At 36.1% G+C, this 8,107-nt stretch carries 7 protein-coding genes; 3 read left to right on the forward strand and 4 right to left on the reverse strand.

Annotated elements, in window-relative coordinates:
• Positions 1-265: 265 nt before the first annotated feature.
• Entirely contained in the window at positions 266-1,171 is a 906-nt protein-coding gene (locus tag V7164_RS24575) for a chemotaxis protein (RefSeq protein WP_335347210.1), read from the forward strand.
• A gap of 62 nt (positions 1,172-1,233) precedes the next feature.
• On the opposite strand, the gene V7164_RS24580 is transcribed toward V7164_RS24575, so the two are convergent.
• The 3 genes from V7164_RS24580 to V7164_RS24590 all read right to left on the reverse strand — a co-directional run bounded on the left by V7164_RS24580 (position 1,234) and on the right by V7164_RS24590 (position 3,736).
• Positions 1,234-1,704, reverse strand: a complete 471-nt coding sequence (locus V7164_RS24580; RefSeq protein WP_335347211.1) for a YkyB family protein — start codon at positions 1,702-1,704, stop codon at positions 1,234-1,236.
• Positions 1,705-1,839: 135 nt separating this feature from the next.
• Positions 1,840-3,126: an MFS transporter gene (locus tag V7164_RS24585; protein ID WP_335355535.1), complete on the reverse strand. Its 1,287-nt coding sequence runs from the start codon at positions 3,124-3,126 to the stop codon at positions 1,840-1,842.
• Positions 3,107-3,736 carry a PadR family transcriptional regulator gene (locus V7164_RS24590; RefSeq protein WP_335347213.1) on the reverse strand — a complete coding sequence of 210 codons (630 nt, stop codon included), beginning with the start codon at positions 3,734-3,736 and terminating at the stop codon, positions 3,107-3,109. The genes V7164_RS24585 and V7164_RS24590 overlap by 20 nt, the downstream gene beginning before the upstream one ends.
• A 307-nt stretch (positions 3,737-4,043) precedes the next feature.
• Between V7164_RS24590 and V7164_RS24595 the strand changes: the two genes are divergently transcribed.
• Entirely contained in the window at positions 4,044-6,149 is a 2,106-nt protein-coding gene (locus V7164_RS24595) for an EAL domain-containing protein (protein WP_335347980.1), read from the forward strand.
• A gap of 30 nt (positions 6,150-6,179) precedes the next feature.
• Here the strand turns inward: V7164_RS24595 and V7164_RS24600 are convergent, their stop codons facing one another.
• Positions 6,180-7,046, reverse strand: a complete 867-nt coding sequence (locus V7164_RS24600; RefSeq protein ID WP_335347979.1) for a metallophosphoesterase — start codon at positions 7,044-7,046, stop codon at positions 6,180-6,182.
• A 215-nt stretch (positions 7,047-7,261) separates the two neighbouring features.
• On the opposite strand from V7164_RS24600, the gene fadH reads away from it, so the two are divergent.
• Positions 7,262-8,026, forward strand: coding sequence for a 2,4-dienoyl-CoA reductase (gene fadH / locus V7164_RS24605; protein WP_335347978.1), 765 nt, complete (start codon positions 7,262-7,264; stop codon positions 8,024-8,026).
• Positions 8,027-8,107 lie beyond the last annotated feature (81 nt).

Below are 8,107 nucleotides of genomic sequence, written 5' to 3' on the forward strand. Positions count from 1 at the left end.
ATTAAAGACTATTTTAAAGATTTTATTGAACATGATCTGCATCATAAGGAACAGGTGAATCGGGTTATTGGACAAATATCTTCAAACTAATGTTCGGAATGTAGAAAAAGCAGGCGGATAGCCTGCTTTTTCTATTTCAATAGTGACCAAAGCTATGAGAAAATTATTCACGAAATCTTTTAAATTATTTCAAGAAAAATTTCCTATTCGTGATATAGTAATAGGTATAATTGTTCATTTCATTTACAGGAAGGGCGAAGTTTGCGTGGAACATAAAAAAGGAATATTGTTGGAAAGCGGAACAAATGAATTGGAAATTGTTGAGTTTGGTATAGGGAAAAATAAATTTGGAATAAATGTGATAAAGGTAAAAGAAATCATTAACCCTGTTCCTGTTATACAAGTACCTCATGCTCATAAAAATGTTGAGGGCATTATTGAATTGCGAGGAGAAGTGCTTCCTGTTGTCAATGTAGCTACCGCATTAGGTTTCCCCCCATCTGAGAATCCTCAGCAGGATAAATTTATTGTCGCAGAATTTAATAAGCAAAAAATCGTTTTCCATGTACATAGTGTGACACAAATTCATCGGATTTCTTGGGATCAAATAGAAAAGCCGTCTGAAATGTATCAAGGTCCTGACAGCCAGATTATTGGAGTCATCAAGCTTAATGGAGAAATGATCTTATTATTAGATTTTGAAAAAATTGTTGTGGAAATTAATCCTGAAACGGGGATCAACGTTCAGCAAGTTCAAAAGCTTGGGAAACGGGAACGATCTAATAAACGACTAGTGGTGGCAGAGGATTCTCCATTATTACGTAAGCTTCTACATGATACGTTAAAGGAAGCTGGGTTCCAATATATAGAGTTTTTTGAAAATGGCCGTGATGCACTAAATTATTTAGAAAACATCATTCAAAGCGGAAAGAATATTGTTGATGAAGTTCAGCTTGTAATTACAGATATTGAAATGCCTCAGATGGATGGGCATCATTTAACGAAACGTATTAAAAGTAATCATGAATTAACAAAAATACCTGTCGTTATTTTTTCTTCCTTAATTACAGATGATCTTCGCCATAAAGGGCAAATGGTTGGAGCAGATGCACAAGTAAGTAAGCCTGAGATAGCTGAGCTTGTCCTGCTTATTGATAAGATAGCACTTTAGGATGACAAAAAGAAATAGGAAAAAGCTAGGATCCCTTAATAAATGGGACCTAGCTTTTTATTTTAAAAATAACTTTCTCCCAGCTTTTTAAATACTGGTTTATTATATGACCGTTTTTTATGTGATGGGGTGTCATTAACTTCCTTAAGTCCTGTATAAGATATTAGAAGTTTTTTGGCTTGGTTTAAGGAGAGAGTGGATCTTGGATTTCGTATATGATCATTTAATTTTCCTAAATGTGGCAGTTCAGCAAAGTCGGCTTTCGATGGCGGCAAATGAAATGAATAATCACCACATTCAACAAGTACATCTGATTGCTGCTGACTATATTTAGGATTACCTGAGAAATGAAGCCCCACCTTATTAGCTTTCCCTTCTCTAATAAGCTTGTGTAATGCATTCTGTTTCAGCTTATATAGGAATTTTGGGTTCGTTGCTGTTTTTGCATGGCGATTAACGGTGAAGATTGCTTGTGAGAGGTTTTCAACCGTTGGATGTAAATGATGAGGATTGTCTTTCTTTTCCGAGTTCAATAGTATGACTCCTTTCAAATATTTAGGGGTATATTGCTATTATACCCCTTTTTTCAAAAAAATGAAAATAAAATAGATAATATATTCCAGATTAACGGAAATTCCTCTTAGTAGTAGAGTCTATTACAAAATTTATTAAGTTGTTTTCTGTAAAACTTCCGTTTCATGAGTAACTATTGGTGTCTTCAATTTTTGTACAATGAATAATAATACGAAGCTGCCTAATAAGCATGTTGCAAGGCCAGCACCAATTAAGACAGCAGGTACACCAACTGCTTTTGCTATAAGAGCTCCTGCCGCAGGAGCAATTAACATTGAAAAGGTCTGTAAAGACATGGCCGCAGATGATACTCTGCCCATCAAATGTTTTGGTGTTTCAGACTGCAAGACAAAGCCATATGGAACAGCCTCTCCTGAGCCTAGTAATCCTAGAAAAAATGCGCCAATTATCCAGAGATAGGGTGGAAGCTGTATGAGACCCATACCTCCTAGGCCAACTAGGATTATCAGGCTCCCGCTTAATAGAGAAGCTCCTGACATGAAATGAATGGGTTTAATTCTCCACATCGTCCATTGCCCTAAAATAAGAGAACCAATAACACTGCCTAACCCTACTCCGCTTATGAGCAAACCAAAATTCCCTTGAGAAAACCCGAGAAGTTGAGCAATAAAGACAAAGAGACCATCGTATAAGAAAATAATAAAAAAAGCGACTGAAGATAAGAGGATTGAAATTTTTAATAGGGGAGTTCTCGCAATATGTTTAATTCCTTCTGTTAATTCTCTCCAATAACTACTTTGTTTTTCAATTGTATTTTTTTCAGAACTATGTTTAACAAATGAGTCTTCATCCAGTTTTGGCATACTGATTAAAAAAATGATCGCAATGATAAAACCACAAGCTTCAAATAAGAATGGGCTCTTTACTCCGAATAGGGCAATGATGCCTCCTCCGAGTGCAGGGCCAATAATTTTCATCGTATTGACAGAAAGCTGGCTAAGTGTAACAGCTTCAGGCAGCTGATCTTCGGGTACTGTCATTCTTATCGTACTTTGTCTGGCTGGGTCGTATAGTGCAGCAACGGTTCCTTTCAAGAAAACAAAAACAAGCAGGTAGTAAAGATTTGGTGAAAAAAACAACCCTAATACGAAGACAATTCTTAAAATTAAGCATACTATCATCATCTTTTTCTTCGGTAAGCGATCAACAAATACACTTGCAAATGGGCCAATAATAACCCATGGAAGACCTAACGTAATAATGACAGAAGCAATTGCCGATTCATCAAGTCCCCAATGATAGGCTACTATTACTTGTAATGCAACGAAATCAAGCCAATTTCCTAAATCTGAAAATACCTGTGCTCCAAACAGGGAGCGAAAGGGAGGGAATTTAAGAGTCTTAAACATGCCTGTTTTCATTTTTAGCTCTCCTTTTTTCTAAAATGGCTTCTCTTCGCCTTGCTAAAAGCTTATCCATGTTGTTATTCGGGTCCTGGCCTTTTGGAAGATTATCTTCTTCCAATGCGAGAACGGTTTCCTCAATCCATAATAATTCTGCTTCTAGGCGAATTTTTGCGTACCTGATGGAAAGCATTCCTAATTTGCTAATAAAGGAATAGCCATTTGTCGGCCATTCTTTGACAAAGTTCAAAATATCCTCTGTTTCCTCCTTCCTTTTCAGCAAATGCTTAATGAGTATAGAGGTATCCATATCTTCATGCCAAGTTGACATTTTCATAAAAAGTTCATCTTTAATAACAGGGTAAGCTGGCGGCATGCGGAGCCAATTTTCAAATTCTTCCCACCCCTTTGGTGTTAGTTCGTACAGTTTCTTTTTTCGGCCTTCTTCCTCCTTTTCAATGGGAAAAATATAGCCTTCTTGTTCGAGTTTTTTTAACTTTGGGTAGATACTTCCATAACTCATCCCCCAATATAATCCTGCCGCCTTATGCTCAAATTCAGATTTAATATCGTAGCCGGAACTAGGCCAAAAGCTTAATACTGCAAGTATTGTATGCTCGACTGACAATGAAAAAAGCTCCCTTCCATATATCTTATTGATATATCAAGATGATATATCATAATGATACATTAAGACAGCCAAATAATGCAAATATTATTTATTTTTCAGCATTTAAACAGTTAACTGCAAAATGTATGACAAACAAGCCTGTCTTTTTTGTCATTTTGTATTATAATGAAAAAATAATATGGAGAATTTGTAAACATTAGGGACATTTTGTTAAAATTTGATTGTTTTTAGAAATCATTAAAGGCATCTCTTGATATACATGTCCAAGTTCTTTTATGGACGGAATAAGTATAAGGATGATTAGATGGAAAAGATAGAGGAATTAACAACACAATTAAATAGCATGAATATTACAAGTAAAGTTGAAGGCATTATCTTAGATATTATTTTTCGACACATTAAAGATATGGTTTTTATCATGAAGGTAGAGCCTGGCCCTGTTTTCACCTATCTTTTCGCTAATAAGCCAGGGCTAGAACATGCTAATTTGCCACTTGACTATACTGGGAAATCATTGGATGAAGTTCTCCCTTTTAAAACTGCTTACGTATTACAGCAAGAATATTTAAGAATACTTAGGCAGAAAAAATCTATTGGATTTTCAGATGAGGTTGTCCTTCCAGATGGAAGCAAGATGAATGGGGAGTCATTTTTGACTCCTGTGTTTGATGAAAATAACGAGGTAAGCTATGTCGTATCCGTCACGAGAGACATAACATCAGCATTAATAGAGAAGAAGCGATTAATTGAAAGTGAACAGAAATACCGATCCATCGTTGACCATAATTTAGATGGAATTCTAACAGTTAATCTGAATGGCATCATACAGGAGGTCAATCCTGCAGGGAGGAAATTAACAGGTTTGTCGGAAAAGCAGCTAACCAATCGGTCTATATTTGATTTAATTCCAGAACAGGATATAGAAGATATAAAAATGCTTTTCCACAAAACGAGGAATGGTTTTCCGATTGAAACACTCGATTGCCGATTTGTTCATCGAAAAGGACATTATTTAACGGTTCACATTAAGACTGCACCTGTTGTTGTGAACAAAGAGATTGTAGGTATATATATTATTACACGAGATATTTCTGAGCAGGCAAAAAATGCGGAAACTATTAAATATATGGCCTTTCATGACCAACTGACAGGTTTATATAATAGGAGAGCATTATTAGGAGATTTGGAGGAGCAAATTACTTCTGCAAAAAAGACAGGAAATGAATTTGCCCTTCTTTCAATTGATTTGGATCGGTTTAAATACTTAAATGATTCACTCGGACATATTTTAGGAGATGAAATATTAAAGAAAGTTGCAAACAGACTTTCTGAATTAAAAGGGTGCACCGTTTATAGGCAGGGCGGGGACGAGTTTATTATTCTTCTTTCACATACAGATAGAAATAAAGCTAGCAAATTTGCACAGAATATTTTATCTAAGTTTTCTAAATCCTTTTATTTAAGCTCTCAAGAATACTATATTTCACCAAGTATTGGGATTAGTATGTACCCGAATGATGGGAAGAACGCTGAGACTCTTATCAAAAATGCGGATGAAGCTTTATTTAGGGTAAAAGAAAAGGGGAAAGCTCATTTCCAATTCTATCGGACAGACATGAATTCAATCCTTAGAAATGTTGTTGAAATGGAAACACTCCTGCGAAAGGCGATCGAACGGGAAGAATTGTTTTTGCATTATCAGCCTCAGATTGATTTAAAGACAACGAAAGTATCTAGTTTTGAGGCACTATTACGCTGGAATAATCACGCACTTGGATTGATTTCTCCAGGAGAATTTATTCCGCTTGCAGAGGATACAGGTTTAATCATACCGATTGGAAACTGGGTCATTGACACTGCCTGTAAGCAAATTCGTGATTGGTCAGATAAATATCATCAGGATTTTAGAATTGCTATTAATATCTCTCCAAAACAATTCCAGCAGCACAATTTGCTTAAAATCATTCAAAAATCGATTGAAAAATATCGAATCAATCCTAGGGCTTTGGAAATTGAAATAACAGAAGGTGCCATGCAGGATACGAGGGATACAGCACCTATTCTATCAAGATTAAAGGAACTTGGAGTTTCAATATCTGTTGATGATTTTGGAACGGGCTATTCATCATTAAATTATTTAAAGCAATTTCCAATCGATGTATTAAAGATTGATCAGTCCTTTGTCAAGGATGTACTATTAAACGATAAAGATGCAGCTATTACAACGACTATCATCCATTTAGGGAGAAGCCTGGGGATGGAGGTAATCGCTGAAGGAGTAGAAAGCGCGGATCAGGCGGCATTTTTATTAAATGCCAACTGCCACAAAGCACAAGGATTTTTGTACTCTAGACCTCTTCCTGCAGATGAGATTGAAAATTACTTTCTTAAAGAATATTGCAATAAATAGAAAAAGGAAAAGCATATGCTTTTCCTTTTTCTATTCACTTACAAGCGTAAATACAGTCAATTCAGGCTTTGATAGAAAACGGAACGGAAGACGGGTAGTTCCTATTCCGCGATTGACATAAAGGGTTAATGGTGTGCCGCCAATTTCATAAAAGCCTTCATGATATTTTTCTGCAAAAGGAGGCTTTACAAGGGCACCAATGAAAGGAATCTGGATTTGTCCCCCATGGCTATGACCGCTAAGCTGCAGCTGGATATTTAACTGTGAAGCCTCATCTGCTAAATCGGGAGCATGTGATAAGAGGATTTTGTAAGAATCTTCAGGAACTCCTGCTAAAGCTTTACTGATGTCAGGATTTCCTAGCATGGCATCATCAATACCAATTATATACAAGCTGCTGCCATCAAGTAATTTTACTTGTTTATGACTGTTTTGCAGCAAATTAAAATCAGCTTGCTCAATGATGGATTTATAAATATCTGATCCGTACCCTCCATGATCATGATTTCCGTATATAGCAAATTTACCAAATGGGGCATTTAGCTTTTTAAGAAGAGGAATGATCTTATCGCCTTCTAAGTATTTATTAGGGGCGTCCAACAAATCTCCTGTAAAAAAGATAAGATCTGGTTTAAGCTCATTTATTTGCTCTACAAGAGTCATGAATTGCTGCCTATCATATTGAAAGCCCAAATGAGTATCACTGAACTGAACAATTTTGAAATGATTGAAGCTTTTTGGAATTGATTTATGACGAATCGGAAAATTATTTATCTCTAAGAGCCTAGGCTCAATATGACCTGCATAATAATATCCTCCAGCACCTAGACCGGAAATTGTAAGTAAAGAGCCGAATACTTTTTTCAAAAAAGACCTTCTCGTAACTTTTTTTGGCATGAATATTACCAACCAATCTAATTCATTTTCACCTAAAACATAGATACCTTCTTATACTATCAAACTCTTATCTTAAAAAAAAGGGAGAAAAATGGATTTAACCTAATTTATGAGTTTTGCAATTATGATAAAAGTCTTATAATTTATTAGAAAATTCAATCTGCTAGTGGTAAAATAGAGAATGAATGATCATTCATTATTAAGGAGGGGAAAGGATGAAAGAAAAGGTAGTAATTGTTACAGGTGGTTCAAGTGGTATGGGTAAATATATGGCAAAACGTTTTGCAGAAGCGAATGCTTTTGTTGTTATAACAGGAAGAACAAAGGAGCGTCTTGATGAAGCAAAATTAGAAATAGAAACATTTCCAGGGCAAGTGTTGACGGTTCAAATGGATGTTCGTGAAATAGAACATGTGAAAAATATGGTTGACGAAGCACTTAAAACCTTTGGAAGAATCGATTATCTCATCAATAATGCTGCTGGGAATTTTATATGTCCAGCTGAAAAACTTAGCGCAAATGGCTGGAATTCAGTAATCAATATTGTCCTAAATGGAACATTTTATTGCTCTAGTGAAATAGGAAAGTACTGGATCGAAAAGGGGATTAAAGGCAGTATCATCAATATGGTGGCCACTTATGCCTGGGATGCAGGTGCAGGCGTCATTCACTCAGCTGCGGCGAAAGCAGGCGTATTATCGATGACAAGAACATTGGCAGTAGAATGGGGAAGAAAATATGGGATAAGAGTAAATGCAATCGCCCCCGGCCCGATTGAACGTACAGGAGGAGCTGAGAGGCTATGGGAATCGGAGTCGGCTGCAGAAAGAACTATTAATAGTGTACCGTTAGGAAGACTAGGAAAGCCTGAGGAAATAGCGGAACTAGCTTATTTTCTATTTTCCGAGCATGCAGCCTATATTAATGGCGAATGTATTACAATGGACGGCGGACAATGGTTAAATCAATTTCCGTTCTAGATAATAAACCAGCAGGGGAGTAATTTTATTCCATGCTGGTTATTTTTTTCGAAAAGTTATTCTAATATTTGAAAAATTATC

The organism is Bacillus sp. JJ1474 (genome assembly GCF_036965225.1).
GTDB lineage: Bacteria > Bacillota > Bacilli > Bacillales > Cytobacillaceae > Cytobacillus.